The sequence below is a fragment of the Bacillus sp. AK25 genome, assembly GCF_048270685.1.
Lineage (GTDB): Bacteria > Bacillota > Bacilli > Bacillales > Bacillaceae > Bacillus > Bacillus altitudinis.
Genome location: NZ_JBLUWC010000001.1, coordinates 622,531 through 648,173, shown reverse-complemented (window position 1 = coordinate 648,173; position 25,643 = coordinate 622,531). Strand labels below are relative to the sequence as shown.

Genomic DNA, 25,643 nt, shown 5'->3' with positions numbered 1-25,643 from the left:
GTCAGCAGCTGCACTTTTCTTTTTACATGAATCGCAAGAAAATTTTGTATACTTGGTATAAGATTAGCTTAATCAAGAGGGCAGTCATCCTCCATTCGCCATATGCCCGAATTTCACATGTGTTTTTTATACATGGTGTATAAGAGTGTTCAAAAGGAGGTCATGAGTCTATGGCGATTCTCGTCAAAGATGCACTCTCGCTCGATATGATGAAAGAAACCAAACTGCTTGCTGGAGAAAATGGACTGGATCGTCTTATCCAGTGGGTGACCATTGTGGAAATTATTGAGGACACGTCTAGACTTTCCGAAGGAGAATTACTTGTTACAACTGGATTTGGGCTGACAGAAAATAAAGAAAGACGCATCCGGCTTGAACAATTGATTCAATCTCATCGTCTTTCAGCCATTGCCATTTATAAAGGCGTGTACTTAACGGAAATTCCCGCATCACTCATTGAAGCCGCCGAAAATAGCGGTATTCCGCTCATCGAGATTCCGCCCCACGTCAATTTTTCAGACATCACAAAAGCCGTTCTAGAACAAATCGTCAGCAGTCAGCTCCATCAGCTCAAATATTCTTCCGCGATTCATCAAAGACTGACCCATTTAAATGTGAGCAATAAAAATGTCACGCAAATTACGGATGAACTGGCACATCTCACAGCAGCAAATATCGTCGTACTGGATGTGTTTTTGCACCAAACAGCAGCTCATCTCGAAACAGATGAAGTGACCTATTCCCCTGCTTTTGGCTTTCTAACAGATGACGAACCGATTGAAACCTCTTCTCTGCTCAAGCAGGCAGAGGAAAAAGGGCGGCTCGTCTATGACACATATGGTGCGTTTGTTCTAGCAGCATGCCCTGTGATTGCAATGGGCGATATTTTCGGGTTCATTGTGGCGTTAAAGAAAAAAGAGACGTGGCATCATCTCGATGCCATCGCCATTGAGCATGCCGGTGCGGTGTATGCGATTGAATGGTTGAAACAAAAAGCCATTCAAGATACAGAAAACCAAATGCAGGGGCATTTATTGGATGATATGCTGCAGCAGCAATACACAGAAGAAAGTTATGTCATCGAACAAGCAAGAAAGCTGCAATATGATATGAGCGAAGAACAAGTCGTCATCTACTTTCAATTTCAGCATCAGCACACACAGCTCGACCATCAAATGGTGCAGCGCCTATCCCAATTGCTCACATCCATTTTTGAACGCAGACAAATTCCTTTTTTATTAAAGGCAAGGCTTGATTCCATTTTCGTCTTGACACCCGCAGGGAAAAGCACGTATCAAGAAACAAATTGGTATCGCGCATCAGAAGAATGTCGCAGTACTTGGTCTTATTTTTTCCCCGTCCATCCCATTGTGATTGGCATTGGAAGAGCCTACGACCAGATCAGTCTCTTTGCCAAAAGTGCAAAAGAAGCCCAGTATGCAGCAAGGCTTCTTCCTCTTTTGAAAACAGATGACAGCATCATTCATTATCAGAAGCTTGGTCTATATGGGATGCTGCTTGAAATGAACGAAGCCGGAATGAATTTGCATGACTTTTACGTGGAGCTGTTAAGCCCGCTGCTTTATACAAAAAAACAAGGGGCTGACCTGATTCATACACTCGAAGTGTATTTGGCACACAATGAAAATATTCAAAAGTCAGCGGGGGAATTGTTTATTCACCGGCATACGTTAAGCTACCGGTTGAAACAAATTGAAACGAGAACAGGCTGCAGCCTCAAATCCACTGATGATCGGATGAAGCTGCAGCTGAGTATCATGGCGTACCGCCTATCTGGTCTGCTTGATCAGATGAGAACCATTTCATGATTCATTTGGCGTTTTGACCCATAGATTCATATCTTCAATTTTGTCAAAAATATAGCAGTTGTTTTGAAAGCGTCCGGTGTATGTATACCCGAGCTGATAAAATACTTGATTCATTCCATAGGACAGTGCACGGGCAAGAGAATAAAAGACATAAATGTGCATGGATTGAAGCTCTTGTTCGAGGGCTAGAATCAAATGATGCATGAATCCTAGTTTTCTGTATGTGGGAAGGGTTGCACAATCTGTTAGTTCTGCATGACCATACGGTACATTGATTTCAGCAGAAGCGGCACTTACAATTTGACCGTCATGTTCAACGGCATAAAAAACCGTCCCTTCCTCCATTACCTTTCGGATGTAATCTGGCTCATTCATTGGCGTGGGGTATGTTTCAAAGACCGTATCATAGAGCGCTGCCAGCTTGTGCACATCCTCTGGACCGGCTTTCCTCATCACATACTCATCCTGCCACACGCCTTGGTCTTTTTTAATTGGCTTTTCTTGAATAGACGCAACGATTTCATCTTCCTTCAGCCAAAATGGGCTGTTCATTCGATCTTCGGTCAGAAAGAGCGACATGCCGCATGCATCACTTCCGAGAAAATAATGAGAAAACACCCCTTCAAGCCGAAAGCCTTTTTCTAAAAAAAGAGGCATATGCTCACGCCTTACTTTTACAATGACCTTAGACGCCTTGCAGTCCGCCGCTTCCTGAAGCACGGACTGAATCACATCACGCACCCTGCCGCTATAATCATCCAAACGAATTCGCTCGTTAAATGGATCCATACAGATCAAAGCAGAAAAACGATCGTTTGCAAGCTTCTTCAATTGCACCATACACTCATTCCCCTCTTAGCTAATGAAAAACTTCCAAATTAAAAATGAAGAAATAGCAATGCCAGAAAAAATGGATAGGATCATATAACTAATGGCAAAGCCTTTTTTCAATTTATTCTGCTTAATGGCAGTCACCATGATGTTATTTATAGTTATGAGATATAAAACAAGCATGACGTTTGCAAAGATGATAAATGCTTTGATTTCCATGTTTCCTCCCTAAATCTATTCGTAATCCCATACTACTTCTTCATCATCTGCCCGCATCCCTCTATGAACAGAAGAAGAAAAAACACCTTTCCATCTCGTCAGATAGAAAGGTGTTTTGATTAAACCAATTTTCTCGAAAATTTCAGAAAATAATTTCTATAATTAACGATGTTTAGTACCACTATTATTCCAATATTTATAATGATTTGAAGATTTAGAAACTGAGAAACTACCAGTTACTGTTACCCCTTTTACTGCTGCAGAACCACTTCCACTTATTGATACATTAGTGGTTCCATTATTATAGAAGTCTCCATTTACATACCACCAAATAGCAGTTGGAGAAGTTATTTTTGCTTTAACTTTACCAGCAAAATGTTTTGAACCAAGGCTAGAATATCTGTCTAAGTCTATATCTTCAATATATTTAAATTGTACAAATGATCCACTCGCATATGTCCAAGCATAAATTTGAACTTTAGGTTGATATAAAAAACCTACATCCTGAACAATTGTCATTTTATGCATACTGTATTTTGTTGCAGCTGTACTAAATTGTTTCTTTGATAAATTTGTAGAAGATTTTTGAACTTCTTTCTTAGAGATACCCCTTGATTTGGATACTTCCTTAACATATTGATCATATGAAATTTTTTCAATTTTGGTATTTCCTGTTTTACCTAAATTATGAACCTTATTAAGATTGATAGAACCAAATTCTTTAGCAGAAGTTGGTGCAGGAATAGCAAAAGCTAAGCTTACTAATACAAGAACTAGAAGAACTGATGAAATCACTTTTTTCATTATTATACCTCCCTTTGTAATATATTAAATTTATAACATTAAAATGAAAATAAAAAGGTTTTTTTATACATTTAAAGTAATTTTAAGGTTTATCTGTGAGTTTTATAATATAAAAAAAGACCCACTCACATAGTGAGAGAGTCTAGTATAATCATGTAGTTTTCCCCGCAGCCTTCAGCGCACGGGCGCCAATGTCACGGCGATAGAATAAACCTGGCTGAATGATTTCTTCAACCGCTTCATACACTCTTGATCTTGCTGCTTCAAATGTGTCGTCAAATGCGGTCACATTTGCTACACGGCCGCCATTTGTGACGAATTGATCGTTTTCCTTTTTCGTTCCTGCATGGAAGGTGACGACATCAGAGACCGTTGTTTGCAAAGCACCGATTGGCGTGCCTTTTGCATAGTCTTCCGGGTATCCTTCTGATGCAAGAACGACACTGACAGCGGCTGTGTCTTTCCACTGCAAGTCCACATCTTTTCCATCTAGAATGTCAAGGAAGACTTGGACTAGATCTGATTCAAGACGAGGAAGCACTACTTGCGTTTCAGGGTCGCCAAAGCGTGCATTGAACTCAATGACCTTAGAGCCTTCTGGTGTCAGCATTAAGCCTGCATATAAAATGCCTGTAAACGAACGCTCTTCCTGCACCATGGCGCGAGCTGCTGGTTTGACGACGTCTTCCACCGCTTTTTGTACGACTTCATCAGAAATTTGTGGAACCGGTGAATAAGCACCCATCCCGCCGGTGTTTGGTCCTTTGTCATCTTCAAATGCCCGTTTATGATCCTGTGCGATCACCATCGGATACACCTTTTCTCCATTGACAAAGGCCATCAGAGAAAACTCTTCACCTGTTAAAAATTCTTCAATGACAACCGATGCACTCGCATCGCCAAACTTTTCATCCTCTAAAAAGTCATGCAGGCAGTTGATTGCCTCTTCAAGCGTCATTGCCACTGTCACGCCTTTTCCGGCAGCAAGCCCATCTGCTTTAATGACAATTGGGGCACCCTTTTCTTCCACATATGCCTTCGCTTCTTCAAACGATGTAAAAGTGGCGTAAGCGGCTGTCGGGATATCATAATTTTTCATTAAGTCTTTTGCAAATTCTTTTGAGCCTTCAATGACTGCGGCTTTTGCATTCGGTCCAAATACCTTTAGACCTGCTTCTTCAAATGCATCGACGACACCTGCAATTAAAGGAACCTCTGGACCGACAATTGTTAAACTGATGTTATTGTCTTTTGCAAAACGAATTAACGCCTCATGATCGCCCTCGTCGATCGGTACAAGCTTCGCAGCGTCTGTCATTCCATCATTGCCGGGTGCGACAAATACTTGGCTGACAAGTTCGCTTTGATTCACTTTCCATGCGATGGTATGCTCTCTTCCGCCTCTGCCGATAATTAATACGTTCACACTGTCATCCCCTTAATGTTTAAAATGTCTAACGCCAGTGAAGACCATGGCGATGCCGTATTCATCTGCTTTTTGGATTGATTCTTCATCACGAATGGAACCACCTGGCTGGATGATCGCTGTAACGCCTGCCTTTGCAGCAGCTTCCACTGTATCGCCCATTGGGAAAAATGCATCAGAACCTAGTGCACTGCCTTTTGCCTTTTCACCTGCTTGCTCAATCGCAATGTTAGCCGAGCCAACACGGTTCATTTGACCAGCGCCGATGCCTGCTGTCATTTGATCCTTCGCTAGAACGATGGCATTTGATTTCACATGCTTGACGACTTTCCAAGCGAGCTTTAAGTCTTTCCATTCGTCTTCAGTCGGCTCTCTTTTCGTTGGAATAGAGATCGTTGCTTCCTCTAAGCCGTATGTGTCGATATCCTGAACGAGTAATCCACCATGAACACTTGTGAGCTGCTTTTCTTTTTTCCCAAGATCTGCTTCTACATCTAATGTTAGTAGACGAAGGTTCTTTTTCGCTGTTAACACGTCAAGTGCTTCTTGGCTGAACGATGGTGCGATGACGATTTCTAAGAAAATCGTATGGAGCACCTCAGCCGTTTGCTTGTCTACTTCACGATTAAGCGCCACAATGCCGCCGAAAATAGATGTTTCATCTGCTTTAAATGCACGATCAAATGCTTCTGCAATCGTTTCCCCTGTCCCAACACCACATGGGTTCATATGCTTTACAGCCACAGCCGCTGGCTCCGTAAATTCACGTACAATTTGAAGAGCAGCATCTGCATCTTTGATGTTGTTGTAGGAAAGTTCTTTTCCATGTAATTGCGTTGCAGTAGCTAAAGAGCCTTTGCTTGGAAGCGCATTTTCATAGAACGTCGCCGCTTGGTGCGGGTTTTCTCCATAACGAAGAGATTGCTTTTTCTCAAATGTGACTGTGAACTGTTCTGGCTCTGTTTCGCCAACAAAGTTCGTTAAATAATCCGCAATCAGGGCATCGTAAGCAGCCGTATGACGGAATACTTTTGCTGCAAGCTCACGTTTTTTCTCTAGTGAGACGCCGCCTTCTTTGATTTGTTGAACGACAGAATCATAATCACGCGGGTCTACAATCACAGTGACGTCCTGATGGTTTTTAGAAGCAGCACGAAGCATACCCGGTCCGCCAATATCAATGTTTTCAATCGCTTCTTCATACGTGACATCGTCTTTGGAAATGGTCTCTTTGAATGGATATAGATTCACAACGACAAGATCAATCGGCTGAATGCCGTGCTTTTCGATCTGTGCCATATGCTCATCGTTTTCTCTCACTGCTAACAGTCCACCGTGAATGTTCGGATGAAGCGTTTTGAGTCGTCCGTCCATGATTTCTGGGAAGCCAGTCACTTCAGAAATACCAATGACATCAATGCCGTTCTCTTGAAGAAGTTTGTGTGTACCACCAGTTGAAATCACTTCAACGCCAAGTTCTGTTAGTTCTTTCACAAAAGGTACAAGATTTGTTTTATCGGAAACACTGATTAATGCGCGTTTGATCGTCATGCCTTTGTCACCTCATTAAGATAATTCTAAAAGTGATTTGATCACTTTTGGATATAGTGTGTGTTCTAATTCATGCATTCTTTTTTCAATGGATTCAAGGTCTTCCCCTTGTTCAATATGAATGGCTGCTTGATCAATAATCGGGCCGGTATCCATGCCTTCGTCGACATAATGAACCGTGATACCAGCCACTTTGACTCCTGCTTGATAGGCTTGTCCAATCGCATCGAGTCCAGGAAATGCTGGCAGTAAAGAAGGGTGGATATTCACGATTTTCCCTCTAAATGCATCAAGCAATGTCGGACCGATCAGTCGCATATACCCAGCGAGGAAAATCCATTCCACTTCATGCAGCTTCAGCTGTTCAATGATGGTTTGCTCAAAAGCGGCTTTACTCGGGAAAGCCTTCGGCGTAAAAGAAAAGGACGGAATGCCCTCTTTCTCTGCCCGCTCCAGCACCTTCGCACCCGGTTTATCACAGATCACAATGGCGGCTTTTGCCTGCCACTGTTCTTCTTTTAACGTATCAATAATGGCTTGAAAATTTGTCCCGCTTCCAGAGGCGAAGATCGCAAACTTTTTCATGAGAGGCTTCCACCACCGAAAGTGACGCCTTCTCCTTTTTGAACTCGTCCGATAAGGAAGGCTTTCTCTCCGTCTTGTTCAAGTCCGCTGATCACATCGACGAGATCATCCTCTTTGACGGCTAGGACAAAGCCGATACCCATATTAAATACATTGAACATCTCTTCTGCTTTCAATTGCCCTTTTTCTTGAATAAAGGAGAAAATAGGCGGAACTGGCCATGAACCGTTATCAATCTCCACACCAAGTCCTTCAGGCAGCATACGTGGTAAATTCTCAATAAAGCCGCCGCCTGTCACATGTGCCATACCATCAACTTTGCCAGCTTTCACTTGTTTAAGAACAGGCTTGACATAAATCTTCGTCGGTTCAAGCAGCTCTTCTCCAAGTGGTCTTGTAAAAGGTTCATACGTTTGGTGAAGATCTAGACCCGCATCTTCAAGCAATACTTTTCTTACAAGAGAATAGCCATTGCTATGAATTCCGCTAGAGCTGAGTCCAATCAGCAAATGCCCTTCCTTGATATTCTCCCCTGTGACGATTTCATCCTTTTCAACGACACCTACAGAAAATCCAGCAATATCATATTCTTCTTCTGTGTAAAGACCCGGCATTTCTGCTGTCTCTCCGCCGACAAGCGCTGAACCAGACTGCTCGCATCCGTCAGCTACACCTTTGACAATGGATTCAATTTTCAAAGGATCTGCTTTTCCAACTGCTAAGTAATCTAAGAAAAAGAGCGGCTCTGCCCCTTGTGCAAGTACATCGTTCACACACATAGCGACAGCATCTACACCGATCGTATCGTGTTTATCCATTAAAAATGCTAGTTTTAATTTCGTACCAACACCATCTGTTCCTGAGACAAGAACGGGCTTTTTGTATGGCAGTTCAGATAAATCAAACATCCCGCCAAACCCGCCTAGAGCCCCCATGACACCTGCTCTTTTTGTACGTTCTACATGTGTTTTCATTCGTTTGACGGCTTCGTATCCTGCTTCGATGTCGACACCGGCGTTTTTATATGCTTCTGACATCCCATTCACTCCTTTTATCTGCTTGTCTTCCATGTATTTTCGGCAGAATGAAAGAGCAGCATATCAAATCACGTTGACTGCTGCTCCATTATTCGATTATTTCGTCAGGACTGTTTCCTTCACATGAGGAAGGACAGTATCTTCATAAATTTCGGTCGGGTATTTTCCAGTAAAGCATGCTAAACACTGACCGCGCTGCGGATCATCATACTTTCTGCCAATCCCGTCCATTAAACCGTCTACAGATAAAAATGCAATGGTGTCTGCACCGATTTCCTGTCTAATTTCTTCCACTGAATGAGATGACGCAATCAGCTCTTCGTGTGTAGACGTATCAATTCCATAAAAACACGGATGAGCAATTGGCGGTGAACTGATGCGTACATGCACTTCCGTCGCACCCGCTTCTCTTAGCATCGTCACAATTCGGCGACTTGTTGTTCCTCGTACGATGGAATCATCCACCATGACGACACGTTTGCCTTCGACCACCCCACGCACAGCAGACAGCTTCATTCGCACGCCCTGCTCACGCAATGCTTGAGACGGCTGAATAAATGTCCGGCCGACATAACGGTTTTTAATTAAACCTAGCTCATATGGAATACCTGTTGCTTCGGCATAGCCAATCGCTGCAGAAATACTGGAGTCTGGTACACCTGTCACGACATCTGCTTCGACATGTGCTTCTTCTGCAAGCTTCTTGCCAAGATTCTTTCTCGCACTATGCACGTTGATGCCATTGATATTGCTGTCCGGTCTTGAGAAATAAATGTATTCCATGCTGCACATGCTGCGGTTAATGTTCATTGAGAAGCGCTCAGATTTTAAGCCTTCATCATTAATGATCAGCATTTCGCCAGGCTCTACATCACGTAAATACGTAGCACCAACGACATCAAAGGCACATGTTTCAGAAGCGACAACATAAGCATCTCCAAGCATACCAAGTGAAAGTGGGCGTAACCCGTTCGGATCAAGGGCTACGATCATTTCTGTTTCCGTCATGATTAAGAAAGCATATGCTCCTTTTAACATGGACAGAGCATTTTTGATTTGATCCTTCAAATCCATATATCCGCTGCGCTTAATTAAGTGAGCAAGCACTTCGGTATCAGAAGACGTTTGAAAAATACTTCCTTGGTTCTCTAGCTGTTGCTTTAATTGCGTTGCATTGACCAAGTTTCCATTATGAGCAAGGGCAAGACTGCCATTGTTTTGCGAGCGGAAGAAGAGAGGCTGCACATTCTCAAAGCCGCCTCCACCTGCTGTCGCATACCGAACGTGTCCGATCGCACCTTTTCCCTTTAAATCCTTAAGCTCACCGTTTTGGAACACTTCCGTAATCAGTCCAAGGCCTTTGTGTGACGTCAGGTTTTCACCGTCTGTTGCAATAATTCCCGCACCTTCTTGTCCTCGGTGCTGAAGGCTATGCAATCCGTAATATGTGATTTGCGGGGCTTCTTCGTGTCCCCAAACCCCAAAGACGCCACATTCTTCGTTTAAGCCTCTGATTTCAGCAAGCATGGGATCGCTCCTTTCCATGCGCGTTCAAGCTCGTTGACTGCCGCATGAATCCATTGTTGTCCTTCTTGATTTTTGACAGTGAATACACCATCATTTGTGACCGTTCCGACTTCTTTTGCATCTTGCACAGCCGCAGCAAACGCTTCGCGATTTTCTGGTTTCACTGTGACGACAAAACGTGACTGTGATTCACTGAATAGTGATGCTGCGCTGTTTAGATCGATCTGGATATCAGCGCCAAGACCATCTGTTCCAAATGTACTTTCAGCTAGTGCTACACCAAGACCGCCTTCAGACACATCATGTGCTGACTGAACAAGTCCGTTTTGAATCGCTGCTAATAGGGCTTCTTGACGAGCCAGCTCTACATCCAAATCAATTTCTGGTGCTTTTCCGTAGATACGACCTTCTGTCATTTTTTGAAGCTCACTGCCTGCAAATTCTTCCTTCGTTTCACCAATGACGAAAATCACATCGCCTGCCTGTTGGAACGATTGAGTCGTAATATGAGCTGTATCTTCAATCAAACCAACCATACCAATGACTGGCGTTGGGTAAATGGCTGTTCCATTTGATTCGTTATATAAAGAGACGTTACCGCCGATGACCGGTGTGCTTAATGTACGGCAAGCTTCGCTAATGCCGTCAGCAGACTTTTCAATCTGCCAGAAGATTTCTGGTTTCTCCGGGTTACCGAAGTTCAAGTTATCTGTTACTGCAAGCGGACGAGCGCCTGAGCAGACAATGTTACGTGCGGCTTCTGCAACGGCAATCTTACCGCCAACCTCTGGATCAAGGTAGAGATAACGTGCGTTACAATCTGTTGTCATCGCAAGAGCTTTTTTCGTCCCACGGATTCTGAGCACGCCCGCATCAGAGCCAGGTGCAACGACTGTGTTTGTACGAACCATATAGTCGTATTGATCGTAAACCCATTCTTTACTCGCAATCGTTGGCTGCTTTAACAGCTGTTTCAATGTATCTGCTGCATCTGTGATCGCTGGAGCTTCCACTTTTGTTTCTAAAAACTCGCGATAGTATGCAGGCTCACTTGACGGCTTGTGATAAACCGGTGCTTCTTCTGCAAGTGCATCAACTGGAAGCTCACACACTACTTCTCCTTGATGGAGTAAACGAAGCATTTTATCGTCTGTCACATGACCGACTGAGACTGCTTCAAGATCATATTTTTCAAAAATATCAATGATTTCTTGCTCACGGCCTTTTTCAATGACCAACAGCATTCTCTCTTGGGATTCAGACAGCATCATTTCATACGCTGACATGCCTGTTTCACGCTGAGGGATCAGGTCTAGGTTCATTTCGATACCTGAACCGGCTTTACTTGCCATCTCTGCACTTGAGCTAGTTAAGCCAGCCGCTCCCATATCTTGAATGCCCACAAGCGCATCATTTTTGATGACTTCAAGACATGCTTCAAGCAAAAGCTTTTCCATGAACGGATCGCCGACTTGAACCGCTGAACGTTTTTCTTCTGATTCATCAGAAAATTCTTCAGACGCAAATGTTGCACCGTGAATCCCGTCACGTCCCGTTTTAGCACCAACGTACATGACCGTATTGCCAACACCTTTTGCCTGCCCTTTCTTGATGTCTTCATGGTTGATTAACCCTACACACATCGCGTTAACGAGCGGATTGCCTTCATAACTTTGATCAAAATGAACTTCTCCGCCGACTGTTGGAATACCGATACAGTTTCCATAGCCTGCAATCCCTGCCACTACTTCTTCAAACAAGTACTTCACGCGCGGTGAAGTCAGTTCACCAAAACGAAGAGAGTTTAATACCGCAATTGGACGCGCACCCATGGAGAATACATCACGGATAATTCCGCCGACACCTGTCGCCGCTCCTTGATACGGTTCAATTGCAGATGGATGGTTATGTGATTCGATTTTAAATACAACCGCTTGGTTGTCTCCAATATCAACGATTCCAGCGCCTTCCCCAGGACCTTGCAGAACATGCTCTCCTTTTGTCGGGAATTTGCTTAAAACAGGCTTTGAGTTTTTATAACTGCAATGCTCTGACCACATGACAGAAAAGATACCCGTTTCTGTGTAGTTTGGCAGCCTGCCAATAATGGATTCGATTAAAGCGAATTCTTCATCACTCAATCCCATTTGCTGATACAATTTCTCTTCTTTAATTTGCTTGTGACTTGGTTCAAGCAGTAGTGACATGAGTGTCCCTCCAATTTTTCACGATAGATTGAAACAATTTAAGTCCGTCTGCGCTGCCTAGTAATGAGTCAACCGCGCGCTCAGGGTGCGGCATCATGCCGAGTACATTGCCCTGTTCATTCGTTACACCTGCAATTCGATTGACACTGCCGTTAATATCGTCACCGTAAGTGAAAGCGATTTGGCCTCGTTCAATCAGCTTCGCTAAAATGTCTTCGTCACAGTAGAAGTTGCCTTCTCCGTGTGCTACAGGAATCGTAATCGATTCACCTTTTTGATAACCGCTTGTAAATTGCGTTTCGTTGTTCTCTACAATGAGTTCAACTGGACGACAGATAAATTTTAGATCTTTATTCCGTCTCATTGCGCCTGGCAGAATGCCAAGCTCTTGAAGAATTTGGAACCCGTTACAAACACCAAGAACAGGTTTTCCTTCCGCAGCTGCTTTTTTCACAGCCGGCATGATGTTAGAAAAACGAGCAATCGCACCGCATCTTAAGTAATCCCCATAAGAAAAACCGCCTGGTACGAGTACACCGTCAAAACCATCAAGACTCGTTTCGTCGTGCCATACATATTCAACTTGTTCACCTAACTCATCTTGAATCGCATGGTACATATCGATATCACAGTTAGAGCCAGGCAAGACGATCACTGCAAACTTCACTGTGCGACAACCTCCTCCACCTCATAGCGGTAATCTTCAATCACCGTGTTGGCAAGCAATTTTTCACACATTTCTTTGACCACTGTGTCTAAGTCACGATCTGATTTCTCAATGACTAACTCCATATATTTCCCGATACGGACATCCTTTACTTCCTGATAAGACATGCTGTGCAAAGCGTGCTGCACGGCACTTCCTTGTGGATCAAGAACGCTCTCTTTTAAGCTGACAAAAATTTTCACTTTATACATGTTTATGGCCTCCAAGTCTTTTGAAAATTTCTTCGTATGCATTTGTTAAGCCGCCCAGGTTTCGTCTGAACACGTCTTTATCAAGCTTTTCGTTTGTGTCTTTGTCCCAAAGCCTGCACGTATCAGGTGAAATCTCATCAGCTAGCAAAATACGATTCTCGTGATCTATTCCGAATTCAAGCTTGAAATCAATTAAATTCACATGGCAATCTGAGAAGATTTGCTTCAATTCTTCATTCACTTGTCTTGTGATTTGTTTCATTTCCTCCACCTGTTCAGGTGTCGCTGCATGTAAAATGCGAATATGATCTTCTGTAATGAGCGGATCGCCGAGTGCATCATCTTTGTAGTAAAACTCGATCAAAGGTGTGTCCAGTTTCGTTCCCTCTGGAATCCCAAGACGTTTTGACATACTGCCTGCCACCACGTTTCGCACAACGACTTCAAGCGGTACGATGTCTACCTTTTGAATGAGCTGTTCTGTTTCAGATAGGCGTTTCACAAAGTGATTGTTGATCCCTTTCTCATGTAGCATTTGAAAAATCAAGCTAGAAATTTCATTATTCAGTCTGCCTTTGCCTTCAATTTCCGCTTTCTTTTCACCGTTAAATGCTGTAGCTGAGTCTTTATATTCGACATATAAAATATGCTCGTCATCGGTCTGATAGATTCTTTTCGCTTTGCCTTCGTAGAGAAGTTCTTGTTTCACAGTCATTCAGATTGGCCTCCTAATTTGAATGTTGGCAATTTTCAGGATTAGGCGCCTGACTAGCAGGCGGCCCATTTCTTACGCAAGACCTAGACGTTCGAAAATCATATCGACATTTTTCAAGTGATAGTTGTAATCGAAGCAGTCAGCGATTTGTTCAGGTGTTAAGCGTGAAGTGATTTTCTCTTCTGCTTCTACTAATGAACGGAATGGTACTTGTTTCTCCCAAGCTTCCATCGCCTTTGGCTGAACCGTGTCATATGCTTCTTCACGTGCCATACCTGTATCAATTAATGCAAGAAGAACACGCTGTGAGTAAATTAAGCCAAGTGTGCGGTCCATGTTGCGTTTCATGTTTTCAGGGAAAACCGTTAAGTTTTTCACGATGTTAGAGAAACGGGTCAGCATATAGTTCAGTGCAATCGTTGCATCTGGTAAAATGATGCGTTCAGCAGATGAATGAGAAATATCACGCTCATGCCAAAGCGGTACATTTTCATAAGCAGTCAGCATATAACCACGGATGACACGGGCAATCCCCGTCATATTTTCAGAACCGATCGGGTTTCGTTTATGAGGCATCGCTGATGATCCTTTTTGTCCTTTTGCAAAGAACTCTTCTACTTCACGTGTTTCACTCTTTTGAAGACCACGAATTTCAACAGCAAATTTCTCAATGCTTGTTGCCACTAAAGCAAGGGTTGCCATGTAATCTGCATGACGATCACGCTGCAAGGTTTGGGTTGAAATTGGTGCAGCTTTGATGCCAAGTTTCTCACATACATATTGCTCAACAAACGGGTCAATGTTCGCATATGTGCCAACAGCACCAGAGATTTTGCCGTATTCGATGCCGGCTTTTGCTTGTTTAAAACGTTCTAAGTTACGCTTCATTTCCTCGTACCAAAGACCAAGCTTTAGGCCAAATGTTGTCGGTTCAGCGTGTACACCGTGTGTACGGCCCATCATGACGGTATATTTGTGCTCTTTTGCTTTTTCTTTTAGTATGTCAACAAATCTCTCAATGTCCTTGAGCAAAATATCGTTCGCCTGTTTTAATAGATATGAAAGCGCCGTATCCACTACGTCTGTCGATGTTAACCCGTAATGAACCCACTTTCTTTCTTCTCCTAGAGATTCAGATACAGCACGCGTAAAGGCAACCACGTCGTGGCGCGTGTCTTGTTCAATCTCTAGAATACGATCAATATCAAAGCTTGCATTCTTACGCATAGTCACAACGTCTTCTTTCGGAATGATGCCAAGTTCTGCCCAAGCTTCACAAGCGAGAATTTCTACTTCAAGCCATGCATTAAATTTGTTTTCCTCTGTCCAGATTGCTGACATTTCTGGTCGTGCGTAACGTTCGATCATTTCCCGTTTCCTCCATCTCTTTCAGTCCATATCTTTGTGATGTTTGCCATCCATTCATCATCAAGCTGTTTCATAAATGTCATATGCCCCATTTTACGGCCGGCTTTTACTTCATGTTTGCCATATAGATAAAGCTTCGCTTCCTTTAGAAGCTCAGGATGTTCTTTTGGGATGTCCACTTCATCGCCCAGCAAATTCACCATCATGCCCTCTGATAAAAGAGCTGTTCCGCCAAGAGGCAAACCGCATATGGCGCGAATGTGCTGTTCAAACTGACTCGTCTCACATAAATCCAATGTGTAATGTCCAGAGTTATGCGGGCGCGGTGCCAGTTCATTGACGAGCAGCTTCCCTTCATTTGTCAAGAACAGTTCAACAGCAAGCGTACCGACTAGCCCTAGCTTTTCAGCAAGCGTTGTTGCCAGCTCTTTTGCTTTCTCCTGAATGCTGCCATCTACCCGTGCAGGCACGATGCTTTGGAATAAAATATTGTGCTTATGAATGTTCTCAGCGACTGGGAATGTCGCAATTTCCCCATGAACAGACCGCGTCACAATCACAGACAGTTCCATTTGGAAAGGAACCCAGCTTTCTAAAATACATGTCCCATGAGTGAGAAGTGCAGCCGCTTCATGAAGCTGATCCTTCTCTTTGATCACGTACTGTCCTTTACCGTCGTAACCGCCTCTGCATGTTTTCAGCACAGCTGGTAAACCAAGCGCATTTACTGCACCTTTCAGCTCCTTCTCATCATGAACGATGCGATAAGGGGCGACTTCACAGCCTGCATCTACAATCCCTTTTTTCTCGGTTTCACGGTTTTGGGTTAAAAGAAGGAGTTCGCTTCCTTGCGGTAAATACGCCTCTTCCTTCAGTTGATTGAGTGCATCATAATCAATGTTTTCAAATTCATATGTGACCACATCACTGATGTCCGCCAGCTGCCTGATCGCTTCAAGGTCACTGTATGCGGCTGTAATTTCTGTATCAGCAACCTGTCCACAAGGAGAATGTGTGACTGGGTCAAGAACTGCTGCCCGGTAGCCCATTTGCTTTGCACTGACGGCCATGTATCTGCCAAGCTGTCCGCCGCCGATGATACCAATGGTTGCGTTTGGAAAAATGGTCTGCTTAGCCAAGCTGATCACTGCTTTCTAATACAGTTTGTTTTGTTTGCTCTCTTCTTTCTTCAAGGCGTGCTGCAACGGCTTCATCGAATGCTGAAATCATTTGTGCAGCTAAAAGGCCTGCATTTGTTGCACCGGCTTTGCCGATTGCCACTGTGGCAACAGGTACACCGCCTGGCATTTGAACAATGGATAATAAGGAATCCAGCCCGTTTAATGCTTTTGATTGTACGGGCACACCAATGACCGGCAGTGTCGTTTTTGCTGCGACCATCCCCGGTAAATGTGCTGCGCCTCCAGCACCGGCAATAATGACCTTGAGTCCTTTACCTCTTGCTTCAGTCGCATATTCAAACATCAAATCAGGTGTCCGATGTGCGGATACAACCTGTTTTTCATACGGAATGTTCAATTCCTCTAAGATATCGCACGCATGTTTCATTGTTTCCCAATCAGATGTACTTCCCATGATGACACCTACAAGCGGCTTCATTTTGTCCCCACCTTTAAGCTATTATTCGATTTTGTATCGTTTGACACGCTTCCCAAACCTAAGTAGCTTGTCAAACGCCGAACAAAAAGGCCCGGTTTGTATTGCATTGTTAGGAAGCAACACAAACCGGGCCATGGTAAGCGCTGTTCGCTTTTAAAACGCCATGTCAGTTTTGTTCACTATCCTGCATAGTCCAGTCATTTACGGTAACTGGGTAGAAACTTATGGGCCATATTCCCAAGATTATATGAGGCTCGTGTTTTGATTTCATGTTTATCTTAACAACGGATGTTCATGATGTCAACGGATTTATCGAACAATCTATGAAGTCGTCGTTTTAATGTTCGGATTTAGAGTATTTTTCCCTCAAATACGATTTTTTTCCCAATCGGAATGATCTGAATCGACCCATTTTCCTTCTTTTCCTGAAAGATCGGTTCCTCCATTCGACGGACAGGTGAGTAGCCTTCCTTCGCCATCTGGGACAACACTTGATCAATCGTCATGTTGTCTTCCACATAGAATTTCTTTTTCTTTGGTTTTGCGGTCATTCTTTAATTCTCCTTTTCTTCACAGCCTTCACCCAGAAGCCGCCATGAATCGTTTTGGGCTCATACGAAATGATAAACGCCTTTGAATCAAGCGTTTTAATCGTTTCATATAATTGCAGTTCATATTTTCTCGGTGTTAAAATTTGCATCGCTGACCGATCTCCTTCAAGACCTCCTACTACCCAGTTGGTGACGCCATATCCTTTTTCTCTCAATTGTTTTGGGAGATCTAGATCGATTTCTTTTGTAATCACGTTCACAGTAATGTAGCCAAGTGCCAGCTTCTCTTCAATTTTCATCCCGACAATGATTCCAATTCCATAACCTAGCGCATACGCAATAACATTTTGTACTTGATCTAAGTTATCTAATACGATACTCAAACCAATGACATAAATCAGCATCTCGACAGTACCAGCAAAAGCGGCTGCATACCTTCTGCCTTTCATTGTTAAAATTAAACGCATAGTGGAAAAAGAGACATAAACAATGTTAATCACTAAAATAATCAAAACCATGGTGAACGCATTGGATAAAAGTTGTTGAAGCACGATTCGAACCCCCTGCACTAAAAATCAAATAAAGCACCCCATATTCTACTAGAGAACAAACCTTGATACAATCAAATTTGCGCGAGAAAAACACATATATCTTTCGACAACAAGGGGTGGTCTTTGTTACCAAGAGTTTACCCGTTTTTTCCTCTTCTCAACATGAAAAACCTCCTTTTTCAAAAGGAGGCTTTAGATGGTTGATAAAGGGCTAAAATATACTTTATTTTAACCCTTTGTCTTTTTTCAGCGTGATAGAAGGCCTTTGAATTTTAAAAAGACCGAGTACACGCTGAAACGTGTTTTATCCAAACCGAACTGGAACAAGTGATGGGATCAAATACTCTCCGACAATGCCCCATAAAAGGGCAATGATGACGAGCTCAATCAACAAAAAGACCCAGCCGGCATACATCAAGTCTCCCCGCACAGCACCTTGCTCTGATTGAATGGAGCGGAAGAGCACAATGGCAATCAGCTGAAGACCGAAAAACATCATGACGGATAAAATCACCGTTACATATGGAATATTCAGCATGGCAAATACAAGCCAAAGGATAGATAAAACCAAAACCGGCACAAGCACGGCACCGAACTTCATGATCACTTCTTTCAGCGATATGTTCCCTTTCAGCATGTACTTACCGAGCACCCAAACCGTCAGCATCATCAGTGTCAACAAAATGAGTGTAAAGACCGCTACCTTCAAAAAGGCGTCACCAAAAGAATAATGAATACCAAAACCTAATAAACGGGTCTTTGACGCCTTTAATTGAACATAGTTGCCTAAAGCAAAAAACACACTGAATAACACAATTGAAATCCAGGCATACTTCATGCGTAAAGTGTCCGCTTGATGGATCGCACGACTCGGTGATTTTAACATCGCAAACCCATATGAGCCGTAGCGCTTAAACGCACCTCCAACACCTCTTGCGATGCGCTGAATGGCTGAACCCTCTTCATCAGCTGGCTTAGCCGTTCTTCCTCGTTTTGCAGCACTGCGGCTGAGGCGGGACTGCCTCGTTTCTTGATCTATTGATGGCTCTTCGTTTTCGTTTTTTGTTTCAGATGTAACCTGCTCTTGATCTTTCTCTAACATTCTATATCAACTCCTATCTCAGACAATCCGCACAGGCTCAGGTGACCTGTCCAGATGACTCCTATTAAAGTAGCGGAGTCTCTCTATTCAGTCAAGATTCCTTGACGTTCATACGAATAGACGGATAAAAGAATGAAGAGGTTTTAAATGGAGAGAAAATAAGACAAAACAAAAAAGCTGATGAGTGGATCAGCTTTTCATCATCTTTCATCACTTTTCATGAACGATAGCGCCCCTGCTTTGCTTTCTGAATCCGAAGATTCTCTTGGTGTGCGGGGAAACGAGTCTTTTCTGTCGTATCGACTTGTGTAATTTGTCCATTATGAATGGTGATCACCACCGACCCGTATTCAATCCCTTTTAAGGCAGATAAAATAAAATTCAGCTTTTGTTCATCCATCGCTCATCCCCCCCATCCCACTAATTTTGCTTTCGCTCTTTTAAATAGAGAACCTCATTTTCCAGCTCATGAATCGTATAATGCATGAGCGCTTCATGTTTTTCTTCATGCCCCCATAAAAGGAGCTGCTCAATCAATACCTGCTTTTTCCGCTCAATCACCTGCCTAAGCCAGCGTGACAAGTCATCCCCTCCCGTTATAATGAATGCAAGAAAAAAGGCACTCTGAACCCTTCTATAGAAAAAAGGAAATCAAAGCGCCTTTGGTGATCCAATCAGCGTATTATGTCTTTTCATCATAAACACATAATTCCTATAAGTCAACTGTGTTTTAATAATTTCCCTACAAAAAACAGCAGCCTCCATGAGCTGCTGTTTCAGACAAACGATTAATGATTTAAGAAAGCAAAATATAGAATAAAGATGACAAACAGTCCGTACATAATTGGATGCACTTCTTTTGCTTTTCCTTTAAAGATCATGGTGATCGGGTAGAAAATGAAACCAATTGCAATCCCTGTCGCAATACTATATGTGAGTGGCATCATAATCATGGTTAAGAAAGCCGGTACCGCAATTTCAAAACGATCCCATGCGATCTTCGCAAGAGGTGCTACCATCAGTGCACCGACAATGATTAAAGCAGGTGCCGTTACATTTGATGTCACAACAGATAATAGCGGCGAGAAGAACATCGCAAGTAAGAAGAAAATACCTGTCACGACGGCTGCAAAACCAGAGCGGGCACCCGCAGCAACACCTGAACTAGATTCAACATAAGACGTCGTCGTTGATGTACCAAGAACAGAACCGACGACGATAGAAGAAGAATCCGCCAGAAGCGCTCTTCCTGCACGCGGCAGCTCATTATTTTTCATTAAACCAGCTTGTGTCGCCACAGCCACAAGTGTACCAGCTGTATCAAAGAACCCAACGAATAGGAACGTTAAAATAACCACAAGCATTTGAATGGAGAAGATGTCTGGCAAGTGAATCAAGGCTTGACCAAAAGTTGGAGACAAGCTTGGAATGCTTCCTATAATTTGAGATGGAACTGGAACGAGACCAAAGATCATCCCAGCAATAGCTGTCACAAGCATCCCAATGAAGACACCTGCATTCACACGAAGAACCATTAAAATGACAGTCACAATGATCCCAAATACCGTTAACAGGACAGGACCACTATGAATATTTCCAATCGAAACGAGCGTATTATCGTTATTGGCAATAATGCCAGAGCCTTGAAGCCCTACAAATGTAATGAACAAACCAATCCCTGCACCAACCGCCAGCTTCAGCTCAGCCGGAATGGCATTAATGATTTTTTCACGGAAACCTGTTAAAGAAAGGGCAACGAAAATCAATCCTGAAACAAACACACCGGAAAGTGCTGCCTGCCATGAAATCCCCATACCAAGAACCACTGAGAAAGCGAAGAACGCATTCAGTCCCATACCTGGTGCAATCGCAATCGGGTACCTGGCGATCAATCCCATCAGGAAACAACCTGCCGCAGAAGCTAACGCCGTAGCTGTAAAGACAGCCCCCTGATCAATTCTTAATTTATCTGGAAAATCCGGTACTGCTACTAAAGCAAGTGTGATCGGATTAACAAACAAGATGTAAGCCATCGACAAAAATGTCGTTAAACCGCCGATGATCTCTCTGCGATAATTCGTACCTAACTCATCAAACTGAAAAAACTGTTTCAAAGCCAACTGACTCCCTTCATGTCCTTTTGCTTTAGTCTGTCCCATTCACAAGTCAAATAAAAAACGCCCCAACAGTTTTTGGGACGCTTGACTACAATGTGAATTCAGACCGTGACATCAAACAAGAACAATGCATGATTTATATCAAACGAGTGTGAATTGACGTAGTCAAGCCATTTACGGTAGCTTGGTAGAAACTTGCGGGCCATATCCCCGCGATTATACGACTTCTATCTATTTGATTTCTGTGTCTATTGTACCAACTTCATTTTTAAAACACAATATGAAAAGCGAACATTTTTCAAAGAAATGTCCGCTTCATTCGTCTTATTACACGAATTTGGAAAATCACATCTAGTTCTTTATACACCCATCACTGAATTCTGGCAAAAACCGTTTCTGCTACATCGAAAAATGCCTTCACAGCAGGAGAAGCTTGCGTGAGCGATGGACAGGCAAGCGCCACCTCACGATGATGCGATACATTCAGATGACTGATCTGCACAAGTTGCTGCGTTTTTAGGAATAACTCAGGACCTATCGTCACACCCAGTCCTTCCCCAACCATGCGGGCAATGGTCGTACAATCATGCACTTCAAATAAAATAGACGGCTTGATTTGTGCCTCCGAAAAAATATCCTCTACATGGGATTGATACATGCCAGTTGGCATAATAAATGGTTCATCTGCTAATTCTTCCATGTCTACAATTGGCTGCTGCTTAAAACGATGATTTTCGTGATAGGCAACCACCATTTTATCTTTCATAAGTGGCAATAGATCAAACACTTCATCCGCTTTACCTTTTACAACAAACCCAACATCAATAATGCCAGAATCGAGCCACTCCAATATTTCTTCATATGTCCCCTCATAGAATTTAAATTCAATCTTTGGGTGCTTTTTCTGATAGCTCACAAGCAGTTTTGGCAACAAACAAGCGGATGCACTGGCAAATGTTCCAATCCGAATCAAGCCAGATTCAATATTTTTGGTGAGCGCAATTTCCTGCTGAATTTTCTCTACTCGATTTAGCACTTCTCTTATATGCGGAAGAAGGGTTTCACCGATGTCTGTCAGCGTAATGCCCTTTTTTCGGTCACGCACGAATAAAGACACGCCCCACTCCGTCTCTAAACTTGCCACCGCATGACTCACGGCAGACTGTGTCATATTTAATGCTTCAGCTGCAGCTGTAAAACTGCCTAGCTCAACCACCTTAGCCATCGTCTCGAATCGAACAAAGCTCATGAGTATTCACTCATCCCTTTCATGAAAAACATCAATTTTACTTATGTTAGCACGGAATTTAAAATGAATACAACGTTTCAACATAAAGGAAGGGTTCAAAATGAAAAGTACATCTTATCCATTGCTCATATTTCTTTTAGCCGTCGGTTCTTTCGTCACAGGTACTTCAGAATTCGTCGTATCAGGCATACTGGACATCATTTCTGACGATCTGCGCATCTCCATCCCGGTTGCGGGACAGCTCATCACCATCTATTCTCTTTTTTATGCCGTGGGTGCCCTCTTTTTAGTCATGGCCACATCGAAATTGAATCGAAAAAAGGTTCTTTTATCGGCGATTTCCATGTTTATAGCAGGGAATGTGCTCGCCTTTTTTAGCCATCACTTTATGCTGCTCATGCTCTCACGGGTCATCATGGCCATGAGTGGCGGCTTATATATTGTGCTCGCAACAAATTATGCAGCGCAGCTCGCCCCGCCAGAAAAAAAGGGGAGTGCGATGGCAACAGTAATCACTGGATTTACAGTTTCACTAGTACTCGGTGTACCGATTGGAACATTTTTAGCAGGATATGTAGATTGGCATGCCATTTTTCTCATCATTGCAATAGGAACCGCCTGTCTCTTGTTTCTTCTGTATCGATTATTACCGCCTATGGAGGGACATTCCCATGTGCCATTCAAACAGCAAATTCAAATTCTTCAAGACCGTAGGGTGTTAAGCGGCTTAGCCACGACAGTCTTTTGGATTTTAGGTTACACGATGGTATTTGCTTACATTTCGCCATTATTGCGGCAAACATCTGGATTTACGCTTGAACTGACAAGCATTGCCTTGCTTGTCTTAGGCATCTCCGCTTTTATTGGCTCGCGCTTTGGTGGATACGCTGTCGATCAATGGGGACCAAACCGAACCATTTCAATCAGCATCACGGTTCAGATGCTCATGCTCTTTGCATTATCCTTTACACAATTTTCAGTAGTTGGCGTCTTCATCACGCTCGCCATTTGGGGCACCGCCACATGGACAACAACACCAGCGAAGCAATTTTATCTCATCTCCCTAAAACCTGAAACATCGGAAACCGTGCTGAGTTTTAATACAGCGATTATGAATATCGGCATGATGCTTGGCTCGTCAATGGGTGGTCTGATTATTCAATATACAAATGTAACGAATTTAAGTTGGATTGGCGGGCTAGCCAGTTTTGTTGCGTTGATGTTGATTCGGTACTCGTTCAATCGCAATCGGCGGATGCACCAACAGATAAAAAGCGAACATGTGTAATCATGTTCGCTTGCTTATTTATCGACTAGCTTTTGATGTTTCTTTTTTGACTGGAATGGTTACCGTTATTTCTTTTTGTGGTGCCAACATATTCAGATTTGACAGATCAAGATACAGCCCATAATCCTTAAATGAAAAATGGTTTAACGATAGTTTTTCTAACTCCTTCACATCAAGATCAAAGGTGGATTGCAAAGAAGCTGTCTGTAGATTGGTCACCTTTGCATCGTTCGCCTTCAAATAATATCCATTTTCATAATTTACTTCAGGGTCTGTCCATGATTTCATCTTTTCAACATCACCTAATCCTATCCATTCCCCTGCATTCTTCATCACACCTTCATCTAATTCTTTCTGGCCTACTCCAGTAAATTGATAATCTACTATCACAGAACGGCCTTTTTGCTCAATTTTATTAATTTTAATCCCAATCCCATAATGCTTTGTCTTGAACTGAATAGGCAGCTTCGTCTGGAGGGGAATGATTTTACTTTCTTCATGTTCTACCCATAAAGCAGTGAAAAATGTTAGTTCTGTTGCCTTTGGATCGATTGGCTGATTTAAGATTGTCATATGATTTATCCTAGTTTTTTTGTTTGAAAGTTGTTTTTCCTCAAATCTTGTCCCAGTCTCCAGTCTGTACTTATTTCCTAAATTATCTCTCATTCTATCTATTAAAATCTTATCATCTTTTGCGACACCATTGTAATCAATCGCATATTGAATCACAGAGGAATTCACTCCATTTTCCACCTTGATATCTTTCACTTGATAACGTCCATTTAAAATAGATACTTCTTTTTGTCCTGCTAATAAGGTGGTTTTTTGCTTAACCACAGGCAACTCAAAGCGCCAATTCCCTACAATATCTCCAATTTTCGAAATCACGAGTTGTGCTTTTTGACCTTGTTTAATCGTCTGTCCATTTGTAAAGAATTCCATTCGTCCAGCATATCGACCATCTTTTAATTTTTTCAACTCGGGACTATCTATATTGGGTTGAAAATTTTCATTGATTTGATCTGAATCAATCTTGATCGGTATAAAATCTTCTTTTGTATGAAAATTCTCCACAGTAAACGTATAAACAAGCCGCCCGGCATCATAGTACACACTGTTCACTTTCACAGTAACCCCTCTTGATTCAGCCCCCTCATTCACATGCTTCACCAACTCACTCTGAAAAAGAGACATTCCTACTTTATCGTGAAACATCATATATAACTGTCCAACAAACGGCACTCGAGCCATCGCTGTATTAAGAGAAGGAAAAAGGAAGCCTGATGAAAAGTAAAGGACAACAAGGGCGATAACTGAATAGATTGGCATTCTCCAATTCCATTTGAACCAATTTCTTTTCTTTTCCGTTTTCACATCTCCCATTGCTTGACGAATTGCAGAGGTCAATTCAACTTTTGGTACTTCAATCTCTTCATAAAGCTTTTTCATTTCTTTTCGTTCCATCGACACTCTCCTCCTTCTCCAATGTTTGCTTTAATAACTTTCTTGCTCGATACAAATGAGTTTTAACTGTTCCTTCAGGCACACCCATCTGTTCAGAAATCATTGAAATCGAATAATCTTGAAAATAAAATAGCTGAATCACGAGCTGATATTGCTCATCTAACACATCAAGTGCATTTTTTAAATCGAGCTTGTCTTCCAAAAAATCATGACGCTCAACGCTTTCATGATGCTGTTCAAACGGAACAACATCTTGCTGCTTCTTCTTCATCGCAAAAATCGTATGAATCAAGATCCTAGTCAGCCATGTAGAAAAATAGGCTGGTTCTTTTAAGCCCGATAGATGCTTAAATGCTTTAATGACCGTCTCCTGAACAGCATCTAACGAATCCTCTTTATTTCTTGTGTAGAGAAAAGCCGTTTTATATAAACGCTCTTGATACATCAGCATTAATGTCTCAAATGCCGGGACATTCCCTTTTTGTGCTTTTTTAATTAGACGCACTTGCTTCATCTCATCCACACCTCCTACACCTGTTAGAGCAAGGTTTCTCTCAAACGGTTTCAACACTCGGAAATTTCTTTTACTTAGCATATGTCGGACAAAAACAGAGAAAGTGAAGAATAGGCCGCAAAGATCGTATTGAACTTTTGATATAATGGAAGAAATATCTACAAAAAGGA

26 protein-coding genes and 2 riboswitches are annotated in these 25,643 nt (G+C 42.6%); of the genes, 2 read left to right on the top strand and 24 right to left on the bottom strand.

What is annotated here, in order from left to right; all coding sequences use genetic code 11:
- The first annotated feature begins 170 nt into the window (after window positions 1–170).
- Window positions 171–1,829 carry a PucR family transcriptional regulator gene (locus ACNO7B_RS03280; protein WP_327862170.1) on the top strand — a complete coding sequence of 553 codons (1,659 nt, stop codon included), beginning with the start codon at window positions 171–173 and terminating at the stop codon, window positions 1,827–1,829.
- Here the strand turns inward: ACNO7B_RS03280 and ablB are convergent.
- The 22 genes from ablB to ACNO7B_RS03170 form a co-directional block, all read right to left on the bottom strand.
- Window positions 1,824–2,669 carry a putative beta-lysine N-acetyltransferase gene (gene ablB / locus ACNO7B_RS03275; protein ID WP_417901171.1) on the bottom strand — a complete coding sequence of 282 codons (846 nt, stop codon included), beginning with the start codon at window positions 2,667–2,669 and terminating at the stop codon, window positions 1,824–1,826. The two genes, ACNO7B_RS03280 and ablB, sit on opposite strands and share 6 nt — an antisense overlap.
- Window positions 2,670–2,684: 15 nt before the next feature.
- Window positions 2,685–2,879, bottom strand: coding sequence for a hypothetical protein (locus tag ACNO7B_RS03270; RefSeq protein WP_008344285.1), 195 nt, complete (start codon window positions 2,877–2,879; stop codon window positions 2,685–2,687).
- 162 nt (window positions 2,880–3,041) lie between these two features.
- Complete coding sequence (locus tag ACNO7B_RS03265) at window positions 3,042–3,683, bottom strand: hypothetical protein (protein WP_417901170.1); 642 nt, start codon at window positions 3,681–3,683, stop codon at window positions 3,042–3,044.
- A gap of 151 nt (window positions 3,684–3,834) precedes the next feature.
- Entirely contained in the window at window positions 3,835–5,109 is a 1,275-nt protein-coding gene (gene purD, locus ACNO7B_RS03260) for a phosphoribosylamine--glycine ligase (protein ID WP_417901169.1), read from the bottom strand.
- 12 nt (window positions 5,110–5,121) lie between these two features.
- Window positions 5,122–6,660 carry a bifunctional phosphoribosylaminoimidazolecarboxamide formyltransferase/IMP cyclohydrolase gene (gene purH / locus ACNO7B_RS03255; RefSeq protein ID WP_008344287.1) on the bottom strand — a complete coding sequence of 513 codons (1,539 nt, stop codon included), beginning with the start codon at window positions 6,658–6,660 and terminating at the stop codon, window positions 5,122–5,124.
- Window positions 6,661–6,675: 15 nt separating this feature from the next.
- Window positions 6,676–7,245, bottom strand: a complete 570-nt coding sequence (gene purN / locus ACNO7B_RS03250; RefSeq protein ID WP_056705691.1) for a phosphoribosylglycinamide formyltransferase — start codon at window positions 7,243–7,245, stop codon at window positions 6,676–6,678.
- Window positions 7,242–8,282 carry a phosphoribosylformylglycinamidine cyclo-ligase gene (purM, locus tag ACNO7B_RS03245; protein WP_035391448.1) on the bottom strand — a complete coding sequence of 347 codons (1,041 nt, stop codon included), beginning with the start codon at window positions 8,280–8,282 and terminating at the stop codon, window positions 7,242–7,244. Before purM ends, purN begins: the two co-directional genes overlap by 4 nt.
- A 96-nt stretch (window positions 8,283–8,378) precedes the next feature.
- Complete coding sequence (purF, locus tag ACNO7B_RS03240) at window positions 8,379–9,809, bottom strand: amidophosphoribosyltransferase (RefSeq protein WP_017359819.1); 1,431 nt, start codon at window positions 9,807–9,809, stop codon at window positions 8,379–8,381.
- Window positions 9,785–12,016, bottom strand: a complete 2,232-nt coding sequence (purL, locus tag ACNO7B_RS03235; RefSeq protein WP_008344291.1) for a phosphoribosylformylglycinamidine synthase subunit PurL — start codon at window positions 12,014–12,016, stop codon at window positions 9,785–9,787. Before purL ends, purF begins: the two co-directional genes overlap by 25 nt.
- On the bottom strand, window positions 12,000–12,683 hold the full coding sequence (gene purQ, locus ACNO7B_RS03230; protein ID WP_417901168.1) for a phosphoribosylformylglycinamidine synthase subunit PurQ: 684 nt from the start codon (window positions 12,681–12,683) through the stop codon (window positions 12,000–12,002). Before purQ ends, purL begins: the two co-directional genes overlap by 17 nt.
- On the bottom strand, window positions 12,680–12,934 hold the full coding sequence (gene purS / locus ACNO7B_RS03225) for a phosphoribosylformylglycinamidine synthase subunit PurS (RefSeq protein WP_003214349.1): 255 nt from the start codon (window positions 12,932–12,934) through the stop codon (window positions 12,680–12,682). Before purS ends, purQ begins: the two co-directional genes overlap by 4 nt.
- A complete protein-coding gene (gene purC, locus ACNO7B_RS03220) occupies window positions 12,927–13,649 on the bottom strand; it encodes a phosphoribosylaminoimidazolesuccinocarboxamide synthase (RefSeq protein ID WP_007496901.1) in 723 nt (240 codons plus the stop codon). The genes purS and purC overlap by 8 nt, the downstream gene beginning before the upstream one ends.
- A gap of 72 nt (window positions 13,650–13,721) precedes the next feature.
- Entirely contained in the window at window positions 13,722–15,017 is a 1,296-nt protein-coding gene (gene purB, locus ACNO7B_RS03215) for an adenylosuccinate lyase (RefSeq protein ID WP_417901167.1), read from the bottom strand.
- Window positions 15,014–16,156 carry a 5-(carboxyamino)imidazole ribonucleotide synthase gene (purK, locus tag ACNO7B_RS03210; RefSeq protein ID WP_417901166.1) on the bottom strand — a complete coding sequence of 381 codons (1,143 nt, stop codon included), beginning with the start codon at window positions 16,154–16,156 and terminating at the stop codon, window positions 15,014–15,016. The genes purB and purK overlap by 4 nt, the downstream gene beginning before the upstream one ends.
- Window positions 16,149–16,637: a 5-(carboxyamino)imidazole ribonucleotide mutase gene (purE, locus tag ACNO7B_RS03205; RefSeq protein WP_017359824.1), complete on the bottom strand. Its 489-nt coding sequence runs from the start codon at window positions 16,635–16,637 to the stop codon at window positions 16,149–16,151. Before purE ends, purK begins: the two co-directional genes overlap by 8 nt.
- Before the next feature lie 169 nt (window positions 16,638–16,806).
- A riboswitch (purine riboswitch) is annotated at window positions 16,807–16,908 on the bottom strand.
- 79 nt (window positions 16,909–16,987) lie between these two features.
- Window positions 16,988–17,188, bottom strand: a complete 201-nt coding sequence (locus tag ACNO7B_RS03200; RefSeq protein WP_251185431.1) for an NETI motif-containing protein — start codon at window positions 17,186–17,188, stop codon at window positions 16,988–16,990.
- On the bottom strand, window positions 17,185–17,739 hold the full coding sequence (locus ACNO7B_RS03195; RefSeq protein WP_008344300.1) for a DUF2179 domain-containing protein: 555 nt from the start codon (window positions 17,737–17,739) through the stop codon (window positions 17,185–17,187). The genes ACNO7B_RS03200 and ACNO7B_RS03195 overlap by 4 nt, the downstream gene beginning before the upstream one ends.
- Window positions 17,740–18,043: 304 nt before the next feature.
- Entirely contained in the window at window positions 18,044–18,841 is a 798-nt protein-coding gene (locus ACNO7B_RS03190; RefSeq protein ID WP_417901165.1) for a hypothetical protein, read from the bottom strand.
- Window positions 18,842–19,058: 217 nt separating this feature from the next.
- Entirely contained in the window at window positions 19,059–19,241 is a 183-nt protein-coding gene (locus ACNO7B_RS03185; RefSeq protein WP_008344304.1) for a YezD family protein, read from the bottom strand.
- Between the two features lie 20 nt (window positions 19,242–19,261).
- A complete protein-coding gene (locus tag ACNO7B_RS03180) occupies window positions 19,262–19,423 on the bottom strand; it encodes a hypothetical protein (RefSeq protein WP_008344307.1) in 162 nt (53 codons plus the stop codon).
- A gap of 206 nt (window positions 19,424–19,629) precedes the next feature.
- Window positions 19,630–20,955, bottom strand: a complete 1,326-nt coding sequence (locus tag ACNO7B_RS03175) for an NCS2 family permease (protein WP_366963958.1) — start codon at window positions 20,953–20,955, stop codon at window positions 19,630–19,632.
- Window positions 20,956–21,100: 145 nt separating this feature from the next.
- Window positions 21,101–21,202, bottom strand: a riboswitch (purine riboswitch).
- Between the two features lie 126 nt (window positions 21,203–21,328).
- The gene (locus ACNO7B_RS03170) at window positions 21,329–22,207 is read right to left on the bottom strand and encodes a LysR family transcriptional regulator (protein ID WP_417901164.1); all 879 of its coding nucleotides are present in this window, start codon (window positions 22,205–22,207) and stop codon (window positions 21,329–21,331) included.
- A gap of 100 nt (window positions 22,208–22,307) precedes the next feature.
- On the opposite strand from ACNO7B_RS03170, the gene ACNO7B_RS03165 reads away from it, so the two are divergent.
- Entirely contained in the window at window positions 22,308–23,495 is a 1,188-nt protein-coding gene (locus ACNO7B_RS03165; protein ID WP_417901163.1) for an MFS transporter, read from the top strand.
- Window positions 23,496–23,513: 18 nt separating this feature from the next.
- Here the strand turns inward: ACNO7B_RS03165 and ACNO7B_RS03160 are convergent, their stop codons facing one another.
- Window positions 23,514–24,959: a DUF4179 domain-containing protein gene (locus ACNO7B_RS03160; RefSeq protein WP_417901162.1), complete on the bottom strand. Its 1,446-nt coding sequence runs from the start codon at window positions 24,957–24,959 to the stop codon at window positions 23,514–23,516.
- Complete coding sequence (locus ACNO7B_RS03155; RefSeq protein WP_041093219.1) at window positions 24,928–25,473, bottom strand: sigma-70 family RNA polymerase sigma factor; 546 nt, start codon at window positions 25,471–25,473, stop codon at window positions 24,928–24,930. Before ACNO7B_RS03155 ends, ACNO7B_RS03160 begins: the two co-directional genes overlap by 32 nt.
- Window positions 25,474–25,643: the final 170 nt, after the last annotated feature.